General features: G+C 60.2%; 20 protein-coding genes and 2 pseudogenes. 4 read left to right on the top strand and 18 right to left on the bottom strand.

The features are described 5' to 3' along the window. Positions 1 to 68: 68 nt before the first annotated feature. From GJV78_RS09515 to GJV78_RS24270, 3 genes and pseudogenes are all read right to left on the bottom strand, one after another. A complete protein-coding gene (locus GJV78_RS09515) occupies positions 69 to 989 on the bottom strand; it encodes a hypothetical protein (RefSeq protein WP_155108111.1) in 921 nt (306 codons plus the stop codon). Next, the gene (locus GJV78_RS09510; protein WP_155108110.1) at positions 989 to 3331 is read right to left on the bottom strand and encodes a type VI secretion system Vgr family protein; all 2343 of its coding nucleotides are present in this window, start codon (positions 3329 to 3331) and stop codon (positions 989 to 991) included. The genes GJV78_RS09515 and GJV78_RS09510 overlap by 1 nt, the downstream gene beginning before the upstream one ends. A 161-nt stretch (positions 3332 to 3492) precedes the next feature. After that, positions 3493 to 3567, bottom strand: a pseudogene (locus GJV78_RS24270) (Clp protease N-terminal domain-containing protein); the annotation flags it as partial. On the opposite strand from GJV78_RS24270, the gene GJV78_RS09505 reads away from it, so the two are divergent. The 4 genes and pseudogenes from GJV78_RS09505 to narP all read left to right on the top strand — a co-directional run bounded on the left by GJV78_RS09505 (position 3566) and on the right by narP (position 7181). Then, positions 3566 to 3751 (top strand): hypothetical protein, encoded by a 186-nt coding sequence (locus GJV78_RS09505; protein ID WP_155108109.1) that lies wholly within the window; start codon positions 3566 to 3568, stop codon positions 3749 to 3751. The pseudogene GJV78_RS24270 and the gene GJV78_RS09505 overlap by 2 nt on opposite strands. Positions 3752 to 4295: 544 nt before the next feature. Next, a pseudogene (locus GJV78_RS09500) lies at positions 4296 to 4472 on the top strand (RNA-guided endonuclease InsQ/TnpB family protein); the annotation flags it as partial. Positions 4473 to 4669: 197 nt separating this feature from the next. After that, complete coding sequence (locus tag GJV78_RS09495; RefSeq protein ID WP_155108108.1) at positions 4670 to 6214, top strand: DUF6056 family protein; 1545 nt, start codon at positions 4670 to 4672, stop codon at positions 6212 to 6214. 319 nt (positions 6215 to 6533) lie between these two features. After that, complete coding sequence (gene narP / locus GJV78_RS09490; protein ID WP_155108107.1) at positions 6534 to 7181, top strand: nitrate/nitrite response regulator protein NarP; 648 nt, start codon at positions 6534 to 6536, stop codon at positions 7179 to 7181. 61 nt (positions 7182 to 7242) lie between these two features. On the opposite strand, the gene GJV78_RS09485 is transcribed toward narP, so the two are convergent. The 15 genes from GJV78_RS09485 to napF form a co-directional block, all read right to left on the bottom strand. Then, positions 7243 to 8301, bottom strand: a complete 1059-nt coding sequence (locus tag GJV78_RS09485; RefSeq protein ID WP_155108106.1) for a cytochrome c-type biogenesis protein CcmH — start codon at positions 8299 to 8301, stop codon at positions 7243 to 7245. Beyond that, positions 8298 to 8855: a thiol:disulfide interchange protein DsbE gene (dsbE, locus tag GJV78_RS09480; RefSeq protein ID WP_155108105.1), complete on the bottom strand. Its 558-nt coding sequence runs from the start codon at positions 8853 to 8855 to the stop codon at positions 8298 to 8300. The genes GJV78_RS09485 and dsbE overlap by 4 nt, the downstream gene beginning before the upstream one ends. Next, the gene (locus GJV78_RS09475) at positions 8852 to 10795 is read right to left on the bottom strand and encodes a heme lyase CcmF/NrfE family subunit (protein ID WP_155108104.1); all 1944 of its coding nucleotides are present in this window, start codon (positions 10793 to 10795) and stop codon (positions 8852 to 8854) included. The genes dsbE and GJV78_RS09475 overlap by 4 nt, the downstream gene beginning before the upstream one ends. Beyond that, positions 10792 to 11271 (bottom strand): cytochrome c maturation protein CcmE, encoded by a 480-nt coding sequence (ccmE, locus tag GJV78_RS09470; RefSeq protein ID WP_155108103.1) that lies wholly within the window; start codon positions 11269 to 11271, stop codon positions 10792 to 10794. The genes GJV78_RS09475 and ccmE overlap by 4 nt, the downstream gene beginning before the upstream one ends. After that, entirely contained in the window at positions 11268 to 11477 is a 210-nt protein-coding gene (gene ccmD / locus GJV78_RS09465) for a heme exporter protein CcmD (RefSeq protein WP_155108102.1), read from the bottom strand. Before ccmD ends, ccmE begins: the two co-directional genes overlap by 4 nt. Further along, positions 11474 to 12211: a heme ABC transporter permease gene (locus GJV78_RS09460; RefSeq protein WP_155108101.1), complete on the bottom strand. Its 738-nt coding sequence runs from the start codon at positions 12209 to 12211 to the stop codon at positions 11474 to 11476. Before GJV78_RS09460 ends, ccmD begins: the two co-directional genes overlap by 4 nt. Positions 12212 to 12360: 149 nt before the next feature. Then, positions 12361 to 13020 (bottom strand): heme exporter protein CcmB, encoded by a 660-nt coding sequence (gene ccmB / locus GJV78_RS09455; RefSeq protein WP_155108100.1) that lies wholly within the window; start codon positions 13018 to 13020, stop codon positions 12361 to 12363. Then, on the bottom strand, positions 13017 to 13643 hold the full coding sequence (gene ccmA, locus GJV78_RS09450) for a cytochrome c biogenesis heme-transporting ATPase CcmA (protein ID WP_330998795.1): 627 nt from the start codon (positions 13641 to 13643) through the stop codon (positions 13017 to 13019). Before ccmA ends, ccmB begins: the two co-directional genes overlap by 4 nt. A gap of 14 nt (positions 13644 to 13657) precedes the next feature. Then, positions 13658 to 14260: a cytochrome c-type protein NapC gene (gene napC, locus GJV78_RS09445; RefSeq protein WP_155108098.1), complete on the bottom strand. Its 603-nt coding sequence runs from the start codon at positions 14258 to 14260 to the stop codon at positions 13658 to 13660. 9 nt (positions 14261 to 14269) lie between these two features. Beyond that, positions 14270 to 14719: a nitrate reductase cytochrome c-type subunit gene (gene napB / locus GJV78_RS09440; protein WP_155108097.1), complete on the bottom strand. Its 450-nt coding sequence runs from the start codon at positions 14717 to 14719 to the stop codon at positions 14270 to 14272. 89 nt (positions 14720 to 14808) lie between these two features. Continuing rightward, complete coding sequence (gene napH / locus GJV78_RS09435; RefSeq protein ID WP_155108096.1) at positions 14809 to 15702, bottom strand: quinol dehydrogenase ferredoxin subunit NapH; 894 nt, start codon at positions 15700 to 15702, stop codon at positions 14809 to 14811. Next, positions 15689 to 16384, bottom strand: coding sequence for a ferredoxin-type protein NapG (gene napG / locus GJV78_RS09430; RefSeq protein WP_155108095.1), 696 nt, complete (start codon positions 16382 to 16384; stop codon positions 15689 to 15691). The genes napH and napG overlap by 14 nt, the downstream gene beginning before the upstream one ends. A gap of 6 nt (positions 16385 to 16390) precedes the next feature. After that, complete coding sequence (napA, locus tag GJV78_RS09425; protein WP_155108094.1) at positions 16391 to 18877, bottom strand: nitrate reductase catalytic subunit NapA; 2487 nt, start codon at positions 18875 to 18877, stop codon at positions 16391 to 16393. Further along, positions 18874 to 19137 (bottom strand): chaperone NapD, encoded by a 264-nt coding sequence (gene napD, locus GJV78_RS09420; RefSeq protein ID WP_155108093.1) that lies wholly within the window; start codon positions 19135 to 19137, stop codon positions 18874 to 18876. The genes napA and napD overlap by 4 nt, the downstream gene beginning before the upstream one ends. After that, entirely contained in the window at positions 19127 to 19621 is a 495-nt protein-coding gene (gene napF, locus GJV78_RS09415) for a ferredoxin-type protein NapF (RefSeq protein ID WP_330998796.1), read from the bottom strand. The genes napD and napF overlap by 11 nt, the downstream gene beginning before the upstream one ends. Positions 19622 to 19691 lie beyond the last annotated feature (70 nt).

The following is a 19691-nucleotide window of genomic DNA, read 5'->3' as shown; positions in this document are numbered from 1 at the left end:
ACGGCGTGGAGGCGGCCTGTTCGCTGGCATCGGCATACCGGGCAATTTGTTCGTCAAACGTCATGGCGTCATACTCCTTTGTTTCGTTCCGTCGGGTGACACGCTTCGTTCATGAGCGCCTGCTTTATCGTCTCCGGCAGGGCCTGCAGGCGTCGGGATAAAGGTACGGAAGGTTCGGCAATAACCTGCTGTATCAGGTCGTTGACTGCCGGGTGCTGCGCAATATCCACGCCAGTCCCCAGGCTGCAGGTGGCTAAAAAATAGCGGTCCCTGGGGTCCTTCAAACCTGTTTCGGCTGTTTTTTTCCACATTATCGCCGCCTGCATCGCCGCATCGGAAGGCAGGACGGTGCTGACAGCGCCCCAGGCTTGCAGAATTTGCCCGACGGCACGCACATTTTGTTGTATCCATTCAGCACCCCAGTTCAGCCGCCACTTCTCATCCGACGCCTGTCCCGTCTGGCAGGCAAGTTCACCCGCCACCGTCATATACCACCATTGACTGACGGGCCAGATACTCCCGGCCAGGCCATTTACCGGACTCATCGCCTGTAGTAGCTCAAAGCGTAGCGGCTCAAAAAACGGCAAAAACGTTTGACTTATCCTGTCGCACTGCTCCGCCAGCGAAACCGCAAGTTGTTCAGGCTTCTGTGAGCTGACCAGCCAGCCACAAAGGTAGCGCTTATCCTGCAACGCCTCGCCGCGCGCATACCCCTCCGTGCCGTCAAGCCACGGACAGGTACACGCTTCACCTGGCGAGGCCAGAAGGACCAGCAAAGGACAATGCTCAGGTGAATAGGCAAGATCGCGACGCAGAACGGGATAAATGGCGTTCTCTCCGGGAGACTGCTTTAATTGTTGCGGATGTAGCGGATTAACGCTGGCAACTGTTTTCAGCGGGTCCAATAACAAATAGCGATACATTTCAGGATAGTGATTCAGCCTTTCCGTCAATGTGACAGACGGGGCGTTTGTTATTGCGTTTTCCATTATTTCGCCGCCTCTACACAGGTTGCCTCATCCGGCAATTCCGGCGGCGCGTATTGATAATTTTGCGGCCCCAGGCGATTAAGAGTGGCGCTTTTAACATTCACATCCCCCGTCGTTTTTATCGTCACGCCGGAGCTTTCAATAATTAGCGCTGTTTTATCGCATACCAGCGTAATTTTTTTATCCGAGGCAATGTAAACCTCACCGTCCTTACTCTGGATCTTCATATCCTTCAGCGAGGTCAGTTCCATGGCATCCCCCTGCGCCTGTATCTCCACCTTTCCTCGGTTGGCGAAAATTTTTATTCCCAGCGTTTTGGCAAACAGGCTGATTATTTCACCGGCGGCCACGGTGAATTTTTTGAATACGCTGAAGTCACTGTTTTCTGCGGAGGTCTGGATAAAATTATTACCCGTGCTGATCTGGATACTCTCTGGTGAGACCTGGGCAATCCCTGCCGGCGCGCTCAGCAGCAAAGCTGCCTGCTGAAGCGCGTTGAGCGACGTTTCCATCAGGCTTTTTTGCGCTTTCACCTGAGCCAGTTCCGCCTTAGCGGTTTTCACCGCCTCGCTCAGCGATTGCGCCAGCCCCTGCGCCTGCTGCAGTGTCTCCAGCGCCGCTTTCATTTCAAGCTGCTGTGCCTGCGCCTTTGGCTGATCGTCCGCCGTGATAAATATCCCCTTTCCGGCCCGTATCGCCCCCCACGCATCGCTCCGTAGCTCAAAACCCTCGCCGCGCGGCTGCCTCTGCACATCCACTAGGTGCCCCAGATTCAGCTGGCTTTTGCCACCGTACTCTGTGCTGACCTTAATATGCTCCTTGCCGCGCGTATCATCGAGACGGATTTTATTGTTCGCCGGCGTGCGCAGCACGTTGCGCTTATAGTTCTGAATGGTGACGTGGTCCGGATGCGCAGAGTCATGCAGCACGCCCGCAATGTACGGACGATCCGGGTCCCCCTGCTCAAAGGCTATCGCCACCTCGGTCCCCGCCAGCAGCGGCAGGTGCAGGCCGTAGGTGTCGCCGGCATACGGGCGCGCCTGGCGCACCCACAGACTCTCCTCCCCCGCCTCCCAGCGGTCGCGATCGAACAGCAGATTCACCTTATAGCGACCCTCACGGTCGATATGGCCGTAGATATCGTTGGTCTTCGTGCTGGTCACCCGCGCTGGCAGCGTCCCCGCCATCACCGGTTTGTCACCCGGCTCCGGGCGGAAGCCGTAACGCTTCGAACAGGGTATGGCCTCAAACGCCACTTCATAGCTGTGGTCACGCCGGGCGCTGCAGTGAATTTTCGTCATCACCACACCCCGGCGGAAAATATCGGTAACCTCCTCGCCGCCCGTGACCTGCAGCTGCAGGCCTGGGGCCAGCGCCGCGCTGCTGCTCTTCCCGCTTAACCGCGTCTGGTTATTCAGGTAGCGCTCGTGGCGCAGACGGGCGTAAAACGCTCCGCTCTCCGGCTGCGGATTATGCCGCCCAACGCCGCCCGGCGTCAGGTAGTTATCCCCCCAGTGGTACGCCTCGCCGTAGGTGGTGCTGTCGCCGGAGGTGGCCCCGGCGCTCAGGCTCATATCTTCAGGCGCGTTACGGTAGTTGTAGTCACGGGTGAACACCGACCGCGGCACCACGTTATGGCGGCTCGCCATCCCCCACACCGACTCCGCCCCGCCGTCATGCTGGCCGGACGGCGACACCGCCGGCAGCACCAGCCCCTGCTCGTAGTGCCTCTGGTCGTCGTAAAACGCCACCTCGTCAATGTGCAGCCGGGTGTCGGCGGTGAAGCGAAACCAGATACCCACTTCACCCAGCAGCCGGCTGATAAAATGCAGGTCGTCCTCCCCGTACTGCATCACCTGCTCCCTGCGCGGATACTCATTCGCCAGGGTAAAGACAAAATCCTCCCCGCGCATGTTATGGCGGGTTCTGAGGATATGCTCCACGATCTGCGGCACCGACATGTCCCGGTAAATCCGGTTCTGGCGGCTTCTTGAGAGCAGCGCCAGGCGCGGCTGCAGGGTCAGGGAGTAGCGCGTTTCGTCTTTAGAGGTGGAGAGGCGCTCAAAGGCCGTCACCACCCCCTGAATCGTGCGCACCGGCCGCTGAATTTTAACGCCGAAGCCCTGGTCCACCGGTGCCTGGAGGGTGAAGGTCGCCTTCTGCATCAGCATCCGCGACGCCGTGATGGCTCTATCCGCGCTGGTGAATTCAATCACATAGCGAAACGGCTCGCTCAGCGCTTCATAGCCTTCGAAGCTCAGCACGTCCAGAAGCGAGGCACAGCCCCGCACCGTTAAAAGGTGGTGGCTGTGGCTGAATATCAAGGGGGGTATGTCACTCATTATTGTCTCCTTTATCAGACGCCATCCCCCTTCCCTCTTTTTCATCCCGGCCCGGCGTCAGCTACCGCAGCCTCGTCTGCCCCGCCAGGCGTGTCAGCGGTTGCCGGCTCAGAAGTGGCACTGTCTGCGGGATCAGCAGGATGTCAATATTGCGCCGGCAGCAGGCAGGCGACGCCCTCCACGGCGCGGGCGCGGTAAGGGTTAAGTCGGGGTAACAGGATGGCTGGATTTTCCATGAGATTCTCTCTTTATCAGTTCCTGACACGCTACCGCCCGTCGCCGTTCCCTGTTATTCAGGAGCCAAAAGCGCATCAGGCCTGGCAGAGCGTGTTGTCTTTGCTGAACGCCCCCGATCGCAGGCGCTTTATTCTGCAAAGGATCGGCAATGGTAACCCTTTACCTGTAAGTTATTTTTGGTGAATTNCTTTATTCTGCAAAGGATCGGCAATGGTAACCCTTTACCTGTAAGTTATTTTTGGTGAATTTACCCTAAATAATTCGGGTTGCAGGACAAAACGCAGCGCGTTTTGAACAGCCCCCGGCTGGCCCCGAAGGGGTGAGGCCTTCAGGCCGAATCACGCGGCAAACGAGCGACAAATTCGTCAGGAACGAATTTGCCCGACCGCAGGTCGCCTTCGGTGAGGAACAGGGATGTCCCTCATTTATCCCCGGGAGCATAGCAAACTATGTGACCGGGGGGTGAGAGCGCAGCCAACGCACATGCAACTTGAAGTATGACGGGTATAATTCACATTGCTTTACAAACGCAGGGTAAAATAAAGCGTCATCCTAAATCAACGATACGGATTAAAGATCCAATACCGGACCTTATTTAAGGATTTTCTTTCATATATCCCCTACTACAGGCCGTATCTGCATTGCTTTTATTTGGCCCAGGGGTTTCATCCTGAATGGCCTGCGGTAATAAAAGACATCCCTGCCGCTCATCAGAGGCAGCCTGCGAAACCGCCTGTCACAAAGTCAATTCGCGTGTCTGGCGCGTGAATATACAGCGAACGGCGATGTAAACGGCGCTCGTAACATTTTAGCGGCGGGGCACGGCGTGCTGGCCTGTGGAGGGAGGGTGCAGTCAGGCCGCCCGTTGAAGCAGGAACCCACCGAAATAATTCAGGTGAAGGCCGATCCACATCCTTTAGGGCGTGAAGGAGGTCAACTCAGCACTATTTTCCCCCAGGCATGGAAAAGGTATGATTTCGATTTCCGTGGGAAAGAGAAATTAATGGTAAGCTGCTCCTTCGCATAACCTACAGAACCAATAATGCGGCAATGCCGGCGCGGTTACCGGTCCGCCGGAACGATGAAGATAAAGGATAGTGAATGCAAGGTATGTTAAGTAAAGCGGTACTTGCGATCGCCTTTTTTGCAGTATTTATTCTCGAATGGTATACCCCCATTCATTCTGATGATTACCGCTATGCGTTAATCGGCCTGTCGTTTGACGCGCACTGGCACCACTACATGACCTGGAGCGGACGCCTCGTTGCCGATTACACCAGCGCCCTCCTTTTAGCCAGCAACTCACGACTTTTTATTTCGACGATGACGGGGCTGGGGGCTATCGCGTTCTGCTATTTTATCGTCAAGACGCCGACCGGAACGCTGAAATGGAAAAAACACGATGCCCTGATTTTCGCCATCGTATTTCTGACCTTCTGGCTGGCAAACCCCAACGTCGGACAGGTGGTTTTCTGGGTGGTCGGCAGCGCCAACTATCTGTGGACAAACCTGTTTGTCGCCGCGTGGATCTGGAACCTGTACCGGCTGCAGACGCAAAATGAACGGCGCACGCAGGGGATTATGCTGCTACTGGGGCTGCTGGCCGGGTGCTCAAACGAAAGCGTCGCCCCCTTTGTCGTTGGCCTGGCCCTGCTGGCTATCGTCTATGATTTCTGGCGCTACAGGCAGCTCTTCCTCAATAAGTGTCTCTATTTTATCTCCACGCTGCTGGGTGCCAGCATCCTGGTCTTCTCGCCGGGTAACTTTGTCCGCGCGCAGAATTCACACGCCGCCTGGTATAGCCGATCAATCTTTGAGAGGCTGACGATTCACCTCAGCGAGCGGTTTTTTAATCACCTGGCGCTTATCTGGATCGCGTATGTCGTTCTGGCTCTGTTAGCCGTCGTCGCCGTCGCTGCATATAAGAAAGGACACCGCTTTAATAAATTCAATCTCGGCGTTATCGTGCTGATGCTGCTGGTGGGCGTTGGCACCTCCTTAATCATGGTCGCTTCGCCCTCTTATCCGGACCGGGTAATGATGTCGACGTTCCTGTTCTTTCTGCTGGCTATCTCCTTTCTTCTGCGGGAGCTGGTGGCGATAGCAACCCGCGCCGTAATGTCCGGCCTCTTCGCGCTGTGCCTGCTGCTGTGCGCGGTCTTCGCCTGGTCATGGACGCTAATGTACAACGCCTATATCCGCGTGTACCAGCAGGATAACGTCAGGATTTCCGTCGTTAACGCGCAGCTTAGCCAGGGGAAACGTAATTTTACGATCCCCGATTTCTATTTCCTGAAGATGCAGAACAGCGGCGGACATTTCGGCTTCTTCCACGATCCGCATATTTACGCAGAGTATTTTGGCGCTGGCGAGGTCGCGAAGAAAAAGGTTGCGTTTGACTACTCTGTGCTCGCCACCGGCGAACGCCAGGTTATCGACCCGCATACCGTTGCGCGCTATAACGGCAACGGGGATCTGATGCTCGTCAGCACCCGGCCGCTGAGCGGTACGCTGCGCTTTACGATCGGCTCCGCGGAAAACGCCGTGCCGATCGCGAATCTGAAAGCGGCGCAGATCAATAATGAGTACTGGTATTACACCAGCACGCCCAAAGGCCAGATTACGCAGCTCTCGCTGACGGATTAAACGGCCGCGGGTTCGCGTTTATCAGCGCCGGCTGCTGCGGCAGAAGGCGCTTTCCACCCAGCTTTTACTACTTATCTCTACCTGATTTGGGGTAAAATTTTCTCACTATCAGCGCCGTAAATGTGAACAACTTTCGCGCTGAAATCAATAATGACTCCAGGCTGCGTCACTGAACCGTTCGTAAGCGTCGCTGGCGGATATTGAGGCGCGAGCCGTAAGGTCTGGGTTAGTCCAGATCCGCGGCGAACAGCGCGGCAATGGGCCGGAATGGCCCCGCCCGGTTTCGGGACACAGCCTGGTAAAATCTCAGGAGCATACTATGCCTGAAGCAACGCCTTTTCAGGTGCTTATCGTGGACGATCATCCACTTATGCGGCGAGGTATTCGTCAGTTACTGGATCTGGACCCCAACTTTGAGGTCATCGCCGAAGCGGGAGACGGGGCCAGCGCAATCGATATGGCAAACCGGCTGAACGTTGATGTCATTCTGCTGGATCTGAACATGAAGGGGCTGAGCGGGCTGGATACGCTGAACGCGCTGCGCCGGGACGGCGTTACCGCGCAGATCATTATCCTGACCGTCTCCGACACCGCCAGCGACATTTATGCGCTGATCGACGCCGGGGCCGACGGCTATCTGTTAAAAGACAGCGATCCGGAAGTCTTGCTGGAAGCGATTCGTCAGGGGGCAAACGGCGGTAAAGCGTTCAGCGAGCGCGTCAGCCAGTATCTGCGGGAGCGCGAGCAGTATGGCGCGGAGGAAGATCCGTTCAGCGTACTGACCGAGCGCGAGCTGGACGTACTGCACGAGCTGGCGCAGGGGCAGTCCAACAAACAGATCGCCTCGGCGCTGAATATCTCTGAACAGACCGTAAAGGTGCATATCCGTAACCTGCTGCGCAAGCTGAACGTGCGCTCCCGCGTGGCGGCAACCATCCTGTTCCTGCAAACCCGCGGTATGCAGTAAACGCCGGCGCGGAAATAACATCGGGCCTGCGTGCGGCACAGGCCCGACGGGTGCCGGTACTTTACTCCGACTGCGGCGAGAGCTGCTGCATCGCCTGGGCAATGCTGCGTTCAATCACCGGCCGGCGGGTATCGTTAGCCGGCAGCAGCTTCAGCATCATCTGCCAGGCGGCAACCGCCTCGGCGAAGTGCTCCTGCTCATAGGCGTTGAAGGCGTACATGCTGAGCACGCGCACGTTGGCATGATCGCTTTTCACCAGCTGACGCAGCAGCTCGCCCCCCTGACGATTATCATTCGGATCGGGAGAACGGGTCAGCGCTTCGGCATAGCCCAGCGCCGCCTCGCTGTTCCGCGGGTCCAGCTGCCAGGCGTGAGCGTACGCCCCGGTCGCCGTGCCAACGTTGCCCAGCACCATCCCGACACGTCCCAGCATAATCCAGCCCTCAACGTTGCTGGCGTCCTCCTGCAGCCGGGTGCGTAAACCCAGCGCCAGTCGCGACATCTCCTCTTCGCTGAGCGGCTGCGCCTTCGGATCCAGCGCCTGTTCCAGCAGCGCGGGCATCTGCGCCGTGGCCTGATGCCAGGCCTTCACCTGCGGGTAGCCGCCGGTCTGATAATAGCTGACCACACCCACCGCCAGCGCGACGATAACCCCCGGAATATAGACCGCATAACCGGCGCGGCTGCCCTCTGCGGGCAGGTCGTCGTCAGCGTCGTCAAAGGTCTCCGGCGTCAGCCGCACCCGGCGACGCGAGCGGGCAAAAATCACCCAGCCTCCGGCCAGAATCGCGGCGATCGGCATTACCCACAGCAGCACGGTCAGGGGCGTCAGCGGCGGATCGTAGGTGACGAAGTTGCCGTAGCGCGCCACCATATAGTCAATGATCTCCTGCCGGCTTTTCCCCTCCTGCATCAGCTCATACACCTTCTGCCGCAGGTCGGTGGCGATCATTGAGTTAGAGTCCGCGATGCTGTTGTTCTGGCACTTCGGGCAGCGCAGTTGCTCGGTAAGCTGGCGAAACTGCTGCTCCTGCGCCTCGTCTTTGAACGGCATCACGTCGATGGTGGCCAGCGCCGAAGCGGAAATCACCAGCATCAGCACGCCCAGTAAGAACCTCATTGCGCGGCCTCCCTGCTGTATTTATCCCACAGCGGTTTAATTTCGCTCTCCCACACCTGGTCGTTAAGATCCCCGGCGTGGCGGTAGCGGATGATGCCCTTGCCGTCGATCAGGAAGGTCTCCGGCGCGCCGTAGACCCCCAGATCCAGACCCAGCATACCGTCACCGTCAAACAGACTCAGCGCATAGGGATTGCCCAGCTCCTTCAGCCAGACGATCGCCTTTTGCCGCTCGTCCTTATAGTTCAGGCCCACCACGCGGATCCCCCGCGCCGAAAGCTGATTCAGATACTGATGCTCGGCGCGGCAGGTGGGGCACCAGGTCGCCCAGACGTTGAGCAGCACCGGTTTTCCCTGGGTGAGGCTATCCGCCTGATAGTAGTGGCCGGGATTGTCCAGCGATTCCAGACGAAACGCGGGCACCGGCTTGCCAATCAGCGCCGACTCCAGCCTGGTGGGGTCATCCCCGTCGGCGTTGCGCGTCAGCTGCCACAGCAGCGCCGCGGCGATGACGAGAAAAATCATTAACGGTAACAACAGAACTTTGCGCTTCATACCACCTCCGGCGCAGCGTTTTGCGGACGGTTACGCCGACGGTAGCGGGGATCGAGCAGGCAGCACAGCCCCCCCAGCGCCATCAGCAGCCCGCCCGCCCATATCCAGCGAATAAACGGCTTATAGTAGAGCCGCACGGCCCAGGAGCCGTTATCCAGCTCCTCGCCGAGGGCGGCGTAGAGATCGCGGGTCACCCCGCCGTCAATTGCCGCTTCCGTCATCATCGAGCTGGTGCTGTTGTAGAAGCGTTTCTCCGCGTGCAGATCCGCCTCCGGCTTGCCGTCACGGGTGACGTTGATAATCGCCACCCCGCCGCGATAGTTCGGCCCGGTGATATCTTTCACCTCCTGGAAGGTGAAGCGATAATCATGGATCGCCACGCTGTCCCCCGCCTTCATGCGCACGTCGCGCTCCACGCTGTAGTTCTGGCTGAAGGCGATACCGACGACGGTGACCGCCAGCCCGACGTGGCCGGCGACCATGCCCCAGTAGCTGGAGGTCATCTTCGTCCCGCGGGCAACGCGCTGGGCCACCTCCGCCACCGCCAGCACGAACACCCAGCAGGCCATCGCCAGGCCGACCACCGTCATGGCGACGATTTTATCTTCAAACAGCCACGGCAGCAGCACCGACAGCACCAGCGTCGTCACCACGGCGATAGCCAGCAGCCGCGTCAGCTTGCGCGGCCTGTCGCGGCCCCAGCGCACCAGCGGGCCGACGCCCAGCAGCAGCGCGAAGGGAGCCATCAGCCAGGTAAACATGCTGTTGAAGAACGGCTCGCCAATGGAAATACTGCCCAGCCCCAGCTGCTTATGCACCAGCGGCAGCAGCGTACCCAGCAGCACCACCAGCATGGCGGCGATCAGCAGCACGTTGTTGCCCAGCAGCAGCGACTCGCGCGACCAGAGGGCGTTGTTGACCCGCGAGCGAACTTTGTGTCCCCGGGCGGCAAACAGCAGCAGCGAACCGCCGATTACCAGCACCATAAAGGTGAGAATAAACATCCCGCGGGACGGGTCCGAGGCGAAGGCGTGCACTGATACCAGCACGCCCGAGCGGACGAGAAAGGTGCCCAGCAGGCAGAGCGAAAAGGCGCAGATCGAGAGCAGCAGCGTCCACGCCTTAAAGCTGGCGCGCTGTTCGGTCACCGCCAGCGAGTGCATCAGCGCGGTGCCGACCAGCCACGGCATAAACGAAGCGTTTTCCACCGGGTCCCAGAACCACCAGCCGCCCCAGCCCAGCTCGTAGTAGGCCCAGGCGGAGCCGAGAACGATGCCCAGCGTCAGGAAGATCCACGCCGCCAGCGTCCAGGGACGGGAGAAGCGGGCGAAGGTGCTGTCCAGCCGCCCGCTCAACAGCGCGGCAATCGCAAAGGCGAAGGCCACCGAGAAACCAACGTAGCCCATATAGAGCAGCGGCGGGTGGAAGATAAGCCCCGGGTCCTGCAGCAGCGGATTCAGGTCCCGCCCTTCGACGGGAAAGTCCGGCAGCGTGCGGGCAAAGGGATTAGAGGTAAACAGAATAAACAGCAGAAAGCCCACGCTGACCATGCCCATAACCGCCAGCACCCGGGCGACGATGTCCAGCGGCATCTGTCGGCTGAACGCCGCCACGGCGAAGGTCCAGCCGCTCATCAGCAGTACCCACAGCAGCAGAGAACCTTCATGCGCCCCCCAGGTGGCCGCCACCCGATACCAGACCGGCAGCAGGGTGTTGGAGTTACTGGCGACGTAGGTCACGGTGAAGTCGTTGACCACAAAGGCGTGAATCAGAATGAAAAAAGCGCCCGCCACCAGCACAAACAGCAGCCAGGCGAAATGCCGCGCCGAGGCCATCATGCGCGCATCGCCGCGCGCCACGCCCCATAGCGGATAAACGGAGAGCAGCAGCGCCACGCCAAGCGCCAGGCAGAGCAGCGCGTTGCCGATTTCAGGCATCATTGCGATTTTTCCTTATCGTCGCCAATCGGACGGCGGTGGTTTTCCTGCATGGCCTTTTCCACCTCCGGCGGCGTGTAGTTTTCATCGTGCTTGGCCAGCACCTCTTTGGCCTGCACGTGGTTATTTTCGCCAAGCTCGCCCTGCACCACCACGCCCTGCCCTTCGCGGAACAGATCCGGCAGAATGCCCTCATAGGTGACATCCACCGAGCCTTCGGCGTCGTAGATGCTGAAGTTCACCTTCAGCGAATCCGGATCGCGCCTGACGCTGCCGGGCATGACCATCCCGCCCACGCGCAGGCGCTGGCCCACCGTCGGCAGCTCATGGGTTTCCCGCTTGCCGTAGAGGATCTCCCCCGGCGTATAAAACAGGTCGATGTTGGAGCGCAGGGCATAGAGCACCAGCGTGATGGTCAGCGCCAGCCCCGCCAGCACCGCGAGGGCGATCATTAAACGGTTTTTACGACGAATATTCATGCCGCCTCCCGCTGCTGCGCCGCACGCAGCCGCGTCTCCCTGGCCCGCTGCTGCACCACGCCGCGCAGGATCGCCCGATGCTGCAGCACGGTGTGTAGCACCAGTGCCGCCAGCGGAATAACGGTAAAGGCCACCGCCAGCCAGACGTAGAAGGCGTAGCCGCCCATTGCAAAAAAGTCACTCCAGGAAGCAAAAGCGCTGGTCATTGGCGGCCTCTTTTTAAAATCAGTTCGCTCACCCACGGGCGGCGTTTTTCCATTACCAGAATCAGGTTACGCATCCGCATCAGCGCCAGCGTGAGAAACAGCAGCAGATAGCCAACAATCGCCCAGCGCAGCGGTGAGCGCATGGCCGGATCGATACTCTGCTGCATCCGGGTTGACCCCTGGTGCAGGGTATTCCACCACTCCACCGAGTAGTGAATGATCGGCAGATTGACGACGCCTATCAGCACCAGAATGCCCGCCGCGCGCCCGGCGAGACGGCGGTCGTCAAAGGCGTGCCACAGGGCAATAGCGCCGACGTACAGGAACAACAGCACCAGCTCGGAGGTCAGCCGGGCGTCCCACACCCACCAGGTGCCCCACATCGGTTTCCCCCAGGCGGAGCCAGTCACCAGCGCGATAAAGGTGAAGATCGCCCCCGGCACGGCCATCGCCGCCACCGCCAGGTTAGCCATTTTCATCTGCCAGACCAGGCCGACAAACGCCGCAATCGCCATCGACGCATAGATACCCATCGACCAGATCGCCGCCGGCACGTGCAGATAAATAATGCGGTAGCTTTGCCCCTGTTGATAATCCGCAGGCGCAAAGCCAAATCCCCAGATCCAGCCCGTCGCCAGCGCCAGCACGCTGGCGATCGCCAGCCACGGAACGAACCAGCCGCAGATCTGGTAGAGCCGGGGAGGCATCGCCAGTTGATGAAGTGTTTTCCACATAATATTTCAGTCACCAGACTCAAAAAAAAGAATGAAACTTCCATTGCGCCGGACGGCAGCAAAATACGCTATCCGGCCACTAACAGCACATGCCCGATAAGCGTAACGCCAGCGGGCATTTCTTCCTTTGTTGTCAATCAAAACTCAGGCTACTGCAGGCTGATACGCAGCGCCGCCGCCGTCGCAAAGGGACTCAGGGTGGCGCTACCAACCAGCAGCGCACCCAGAATGGCCAGATAGCCGTCAACGGGCAGATGCATGGAGGCGGCGTCCATTGCGGCAGTGGCGAAGATCAACAGCGGGATAGTCAGCGGCAGCACCAGCACGCTCAGCAGCACGCCGCCGCGCCTCAGCCCAACCGTCAGCCCCACGCCCGGCGCGCCGAGAAAGCCCAGGGTCGGGGTTCCCAGCAGCAGGGTCAGGGCCATGATTTTCCAGCCGTAGACGTCCATCCCCAGCAGCAGCGCCACCAGCGGAGAGAGGATCAGCAGCGGCAGGCCGGTCACCATCCAGTGGGCCATTACCTTCGCCAGCACCACCGCCGGCAGCGGCAGCGGCAGCAGCATCAGCTGCTCCAGGCTGCCGTCCTGCAGATCGTCGCGAAACAGCCGCTCCAGCGCCAGCAGCGAGGAGAGCAGCGCCGCCACCCAGATGACGCCGGGGGCGATCCGCGCCAGCAGCTGCGGCTCGGGGCCGATGCTGAGGGGAAACAGGGTAATAACGATCAGAAAAAACCACAGCGGGTTGGCGATCTCCGCGCTGTGGCGAAAGGCCACGCGCAGCTCAAGCCGGAAAATTCGCCACATCATTGCTCGACCCTCTCGCCGGTCAGCGCAATGCGCCGAATCTTATCTGCCGCCACGTTGATTGGCTGGTGGGTGGTCAGGATCACTATCCCGCCCTGCCCGGTGTGCTGCGCCATCCGGCGGGTCAGATGCTCCACGCCGACCACGTCGATGGCGGTAAAGGGTTCGTCGAGGATCCACAGGGTCGCGTGGGTCAACCACAGGCGCGCCAGGGCTACCCGGCGCTGCTGCCCGGCCGAGAGCTGGCAGACGGGAATATCCTCATAGCCCGCCAGCCCCGCGTGCTCCAGCGCCTCAAGGCAGCGGGCGACGTCGCCGTCGCGGTGAAAAAAACGCAGATTCTCCAACGGCGTCAGCCGGGTTTTGATGCCCGGCTGATGTCCAATCCACAATAAGTTTTGGTGGTAGCCGTCGCGGGCGCGATGCAGCGGCTGTGACTGCCAGCGCACCTCGCCCGCGTCGGGGCGGGCCAGCCCGCTCAGCAACCGCAGCAGAGTGGTTTTACCCGCGCCGTTGCTCCCGGTGATTTGTACCCACTCGCCTGCGTTCACCTGGAATGAGAGACCGCTGAACAGCGTTCTCTCATCCCGTTCGCAGAGGAGGTCTTTAACTTCAAGCATCCCCACGCATTCATTTCCTGCTAAAACCCTGGTTTCACGTCGCGCATATCCGGGAGCTTATGGGCAATCCCTTTATGACAGTCGATACAGGTTTGCCCCTCTTTAACCGCCCGATCGTGCATTTTTGCCGCGACGCCTTTCTGGGCGGCTGAATCCATAAACTCAAAGTTGTGGCAGTTACGGCACTCCTGAGAGTTATTGTCTTTCATTCGCCGCCACTCGTTTTGCGCCATCGTCAGGCGATGCGCTTCAAATTTTTGCGGCGTATCAATTACCCCGACGATCTTACCATACAACTCTTTGCTGGCTTTGATCTTGCGAATCATTTTTGGCACAAATTCATGGGGCACGTGGCAGTCGGGGCAGGTGGCGCGCACGCCGCTGCGGTTGTTATAGTGTACGGTTTCCATATACTCCTGGTAAACCGTATTACGCATCTCGTGGCAGCTGATGCAGAAGGTTTCGCTATTGGCCTTTTCCATTCCGGTATTGAAACCGCTCCAGAAAATAATACCGCCGGCGAAGCCAATCAGCAGCAGCGTTCCCAGCGCCAGGCGGCTGGGGCGACGCCACCACTGCCAGAGGCGCTTAATCACACCGGGTTTACGGTTAGCATTTTCCATGACGACCTCTTATTTCCCGTAACCCTTTGAGGGGGTGAAGCTGTTGCCAACAATCGGTGCGGCGTCAGACTGCGGCACGTGGCACTGCAGGCAGAAATAGCGGCGCGGCGCGACTTCCGCCTGAACTTTGCCGTCGCGGTCCGTAAAGTGCGTCGGGCTGATACGCGGCGCACCGGTGGTGCGATAGCTCTCCACGCCGTGGCACTGCAGGCAGCGGTTGGTGTTGGTGGTCACCTGGTAGCCCTCAACGCTGTGCGGGATCATCGGCGGCTGATTGACGTAGTTCAGCGGCATACGCTGCTGTTCTTTCGGCATACGAATCGTTCCTTCCTGCGTCCCGGAAACCTCCGGCGACTGGCTTAAATCTAATCCGTCTGCTGCCCACACCGCGCCGCTCACGGCCAGGGCCAGCAGGGCCGTCCATTGACGCAGCGCTTTTTTCAGGTCATGGCTTTTCATTGTTTCGCTCCCGAACTCCATCGTGTGTACACTTCATCCTTCAGGCTGCCTCTTTGTAGGCTGCACTCCGCCCCCTGGTCGCATAGTGACTATGCTCCCGGGGAATTCCTCGCTTGCCGCCGCGATGCATCCCGAATGATTTTGTGTATTGTTATTGTAAATACATCCTCAGAACAGACATCCACGCAGCGGCCGCAGGCCATGCAGTCGCGGCTGGTGACCTGCACCGGGCTTTGCTCATCCAGCACCGGCGCACGTAGTACATGCGGTTCCGGGCAAACATGAAAACAATCCATACAGCGGTTACACTTCTGTCGCGCGTTCGCCGCTACGGTCAGCGCGCCTTTACTTCCCAGCGCGCCGTACAGCGCTCCCATCGGACAGAGATGCCCGCACCAGCCGTGTTCAACGACCAGTAAATCAAATAAAAACAGTGCGATAATCAGCAGGATGCCGCTGCCGAACCCCATTACCAGACTACGCCCGAGCAGGGAAACAGGGTTAATCCACTCCCACAGCAGGGTTCCGCTCAGCGCCGACCCCACCAGCACCACCGCCAGCAGCACGTACCGTATACGACGCGGCAGCGTGGCGGACTGATTCAGGTCAAACCGTCTGCGCAGCCAGCTCGCCAGGTCGGTGACGGGATTCAGCGGACAAACCCAGCCGCAAAATAACCGCTTGCCTGCCAGGGCGTACGCCGCCGCCACGATCGCCGCCCCCGTCAGCGCCACGGCGGCGGGCAGATGGCCGCTCGCCAGGCTCTGCAGGGTCATCAGCGGATCGGTCAACGGCACGGTGTCCAGCAGCAGGCTGCTGCTGTAGTTGCCGTGCAGGATCCAGACCCCCAGCCACGGGCCGCTGAGAAACATCCCCAGCACCGCCAGCTGGCTGAGGCGGCGAAGCACAAGCCAGCGGTGGCTGCGCCACCAGCCCTTCTTCTCCAGCGCTTCACGCCCGGCGTCACGTTTACGATTTGCCATCTTTGCCCTCCAGCCAGCCGAAGCGGTAGTGGTGGCCCAGCTCCCCTTTCGCCAGCGACAGCGGCAGCACCTTTATTGCCGGCTGCTCCAGTACGCACACTTTTTCACACTTGCCGCAGCCGGTGCAGGCGTCGCTGTGGACGGTGGGTAAAAACCGCGCGTGTTTGCCGGTGCGCATATTACGCTCCAGCTCAAGGGTGATAGCGTCGTCAATCTTCGGACATTCCCGATAGCAGACGTCGCAGCGCAGCCCCTGGAAGTTAAGGCAGTTTTCCTGATCCATCAGCACCGCCAGCCCCATCCGCGCATCGTCAATGGAGGCCAGCTCCCGATCCAGCGCCCCGCTGGGGCACACTCTGGCGCAGGGGATCTCCTCGCACATCTCGCAGGGGATATCCCGGGCGACAAAGTAAGGCGTACCGGCGCTGAGGCCGGAGGCCAGCGTCGCCAGCTTCAGCGTGTCGTAGGGGCAGGCCTGTACGCACTGGCCGCAGCGCACGCAGGCGCTGGCAAACGCGGCCTCAGGCTTCGCCCCCGGCGGACGCAGCCGCACGCCGGCGGCGCGGGCGGTCTGCTGCTGCAGCCCCAGCACCACGCCAACGGCGGCCAGCCCGCCCGCCGTGCGCGCAACGTCGCGCAGAAAGCGGCGGCGGCCGTTTTGCGGCTTTGCTGAGCGGGCCATGCTGCATTACACCTTCATCAGCTTAACGGCGCACTTCTTGAAATCCGCCTCTTTAGAGAGCGGGTCTGTCGCGTCCAGCGTCAGGTTGTTCACCAGCTGCGCGGCGTCGAAGAACGGCATATAGACCAGCCCCTGGGGCGGACGGTTACGCCCGCGCGTTTCGACAACCGAAATCACCTCGCCGCGGCGGGAGACGATTTTTACCTTGTCCCCGCGGCGCAGGCCGCGCGCTTTCGCATCCAGCGGATGAACGTACACCACCGCTTCCGGGAAGGCGCGGTGCAGCTCCGGCACGCGGCGGGTCATACTGCCGGTATGCCAGTGCTCCAGCACGCGGCCGGTGGAGAGCCACAGGTCGTACTCTTTATCCGGCGATTCCGCCGCCGGTTCGAACGGCAGCGCGAAGATCACCGCCTTGCCGTCCGGTTTGCCGTAGAATTTGTAGCCTTCCCCCGCCTTCACGTAAGGATCGCTGCCTTCGATATAGCGCCACTGGGTCTCTTTGCCATCGACCACCGGCCAGCGCAGGCCGCGCGCCTTGTGGTAATCGTCGAACGGTGCCAGATCGTGGCCGTGTCCGCGGCCGAACCAGGCGTACTCTTCAAACAGCCCTTTTTGCAGATAGAAGCCCAGCTCCCGGGATTCATCGTTCAGTTGATCTTCCGCCAGCTCGCTCAGCGGGTATTTCGTTACCGCAGGCGTGGCGAACAGCACTTCGTACAGGGTTTTGCCGCGCAGCTCCGGCTTCTGCGCCAGCAGCTCTTCTGACCAGACCTCGTCGGTTTTGAAACGGCGAGAGAACTGCACCAGCTGCCACAGGTCGGATTTGGCTTCGCCCGGCGCTTTAATCTGCTGACGCCAGAACTGGGTGCGGCGCTCGGCGTTGCCGTAGGCCCCCTCTTTTTCCACCCACATGGCGGTCGGCAGGATCAGGTCGGCGGCCAGGGCGCTGATGGTCGGATAGGGATCGGAGACGATGATAAAGTTACGCGGATCGCGCCAGCCCGGCAGTCGCTCCTCGTTGATGTTCGGCCCCGCCTGCAGGTTATTGGTACACATGGTCCAGTAAACATTGAGCTTACCGTCCTTCAGGGCACGATCCTGCGCCACGGCGTGCAGGCCGATCTTCGCCGGAATGGTGCCGGTCGGGATCTGCCAGTGCTTCTCGCAGATATCGCGGTGCTTCTCGTTGGTGACCACCATGTCGGCCGGCAGGCGGTGGGCGAAGGTGCCCACTTCGCGGGCGGTGCCGCAGGCGGAGGGCTGGCCGGTCAGGGAGAACGGGCCGCAGCCAGGCCGGGAGATTTTGCCGGTCAGCAGGTGCAGGTTGTAGACCATGTTATTGGCCCACACGCCGCGGCTGTGCTGGTTGAAGCCCATCGTCCAGTAGGAGATCACCTTCTTGTTCGGATCGGCGTACAGCTGCGCCAGCTTCTCCAGCTGATCTTTCGGCACGCCGGACATTTCGGCGGTTTTTTCCAGCGTGTACTCCGCCACGAAGGCCTTGTACTCTTCGAAGCTCATCGGCTCGGAGTCCCCTGAGCCGGGATTCTTCGCCGCCTTCTCCAGCGGATGGGTCGGACGCAGGCCGTAGCCGATATCCGTTACCCCTCTGCGCAGGTTGACGTGCTTATCCATAAACGCCTGGTTAACCGCGTTGTTCTGGATAATGTAGTTGGCGATATAGTTCAGGATCACCAGGTCGGTCTGCGGCGTAAAGACCATCCCGTTGTCCGCCAGCTCGAAGCTGCGGTGCTGGTAGGTGGAGAGTACGTTGACGGTGACGTTCGGATCCGACAGGCGGCGGTTGGTGATACGCGACCAGAGGATCGGGTGCATCTCCGCCATATTGGAGCCCCAGAGAACGAAGGCGTCGGTCTGCTCGATATCGTCGTAGCAGCCCATCGGCTCATCCATGCCAAAGGTGCGCATAAAGCCGACCACCGCCGACGCCATGCAGTGGCGCGCGTTCGGGTCGATATTGTTCGAGCGGAACCCGGCCTTAAACAGCTTCGCCGCGGCGTAGCCTTCCCAGACAGTCCACTGGCCGGAGCCGAACATGCCGATCGCTTCTGGCCCTTTCTCCTTAAGCGACGTTTTAAACTTCTCTTCCATTACGTCAAAGGCCTTCTCCCAGCTAATCGGCGTAAATTCGCCGTCTTTGCTGTACTGGCCGTCCTTCATACGCAGCAGCGGCTGGGTTAAACGATCCTCTCCGTACATGATTTTGGGCAGGAAGTAGCCCTTAATGCAGTTAAGACCGCGGTTGACCGGCGCATCCGGGTCGCCCTGGCAGGCGACGATGCGCCCCTGCTGGGTGCCGACCAGCACGCCGCACCCCGTTCCGCAAAAGCGGCACGGGGCTTTGTCCCACTTAATGGCTTCCTGCTGCCCCACGACGGCGCGGGCGACGCCCGGCACGCTTAGCCCGGCAGCCGCCGCAGCGGCCGCAACGGCGTTAGCTTTCATAAAGCTACGACGACTGAGTTTCATGGCGTTTCCTCACCTTGCTCATCCTGCTGGTGATAAACCAGCGACACCGCCAGCACGCCCGCAACGTTGCGTACCGACTCAATTGTTTGCATCAGCGTTTCGCTGTGCTCTGCTTCCGCCACGACGATCAGCTGACCGCTCTCCCTGTCGCTAACGGCGACTTCACAGCCGGGGAAGGCGTTCAGCCGGGCGCTGACATCCTGTAAAACTTCGCCTTTAGCCTGAACAATCAGGCTGCAGACCTGCCAGTTAGTGTGCATGGTTATACTCCACGGTAATGGCTGACACCGGGCAATCCGCCACGCATGCACCGCATCCGCTACATGCCTCAACGACGAGCCGGGGCTGATAGATGCCGGACAACGTCGGGCGAAAGGTAATGGCCTGTGGCTCGCAGCTGTCCTCACAGCGGCGGCACTCAATAGAGCGCTGCGCCAGACATGCCTCCCCGAGGGTAAACCGCAGATCCCAGGCCCTGGCGTGGCGCGGGGAAAAAAGTGCTTCCGGACAGGCGCTGGCGCAGGCATAACAAAAGCTGCATTCCCCCCGCAGAAAATTTACCGCCGGATAGCCGCCCGCGCCGCGCTGCAGAATGCCGTTTTCGCAGGCCTGGACACAGGCGTCGCAGCGGATGCAGCGGGAAAGAAAAGCGCTATCTTCCTGGGTCCAGGGCGGACGGATCTCGCCGCGGGCCGCACGCCAGCTGCCTGTCAGAATATTTCGACGGGAGAGATCGACCATCACGTTGCCTTCCATAAGCGGCGCTCACGGGGGAGTGCGCGGCTGAATCAAGCGTAAAATTATCAGACGTTTT

The sequence above is a fragment of the Intestinirhabdus alba genome (assembly GCF_009711095.1).
In the GTDB taxonomy this organism is placed as follows: domain Bacteria; phylum Pseudomonadota; class Gammaproteobacteria; order Enterobacterales; family Enterobacteriaceae; genus Intestinirhabdus; species Intestinirhabdus alba.
The sequence above is the reverse complement of the archived record's forward strand: the minus strand, read 5'-3'. Positions and strand labels throughout refer to the sequence as shown.